Origin of the sequence: Cupriavidus sp. SIMBA_020 (assembly GCF_046535395.1) — a bacterium.
GTDB classification, from domain to species: domain Bacteria; phylum Pseudomonadota; class Gammaproteobacteria; order Burkholderiales; family Burkholderiaceae; genus Cupriavidus; species Cupriavidus campinensis.
Map to the genome: position 1 here is coordinate 1 of NZ_JAWRWU010001662.1, position 236 is coordinate 236.

At 43.6% G+C, this 236-nt stretch carries 1 protein-coding gene; it reads right to left on the reverse strand.

Features of this window, described 5'->3' with window-relative positions:
• Positions 1–236, reverse strand: a 236-nt coding sequence (locus SB751_RS35250; protein WP_410749645.1) for a lysozyme inhibitor LprI family protein, incomplete at both ends; no start/stop codon positions are given.

A 236-nucleotide genomic window follows, 5' to 3' on the forward strand; every position in this document is an offset into this window, starting at 1 on the left:
GCGTAGCATTGATTATCGCGATAATTTTGCCAGTTTATTTGTGCACGCTTGAAATACGGCAGCGCGACGGGGTTGTGATTTTTTCTAATTTCCATGTCGTTTTTTGCGATTTCCTTTTCATTTTCTTCTACTGCCTTAGCGAGAGTTGCATTCGCCGCTTCAAAACTAAATTGCGCGCACGTTGCCATTTCCATACCTCCCAGGTTTTCGTTTTTACAATGCGCCTTGATCTGGTC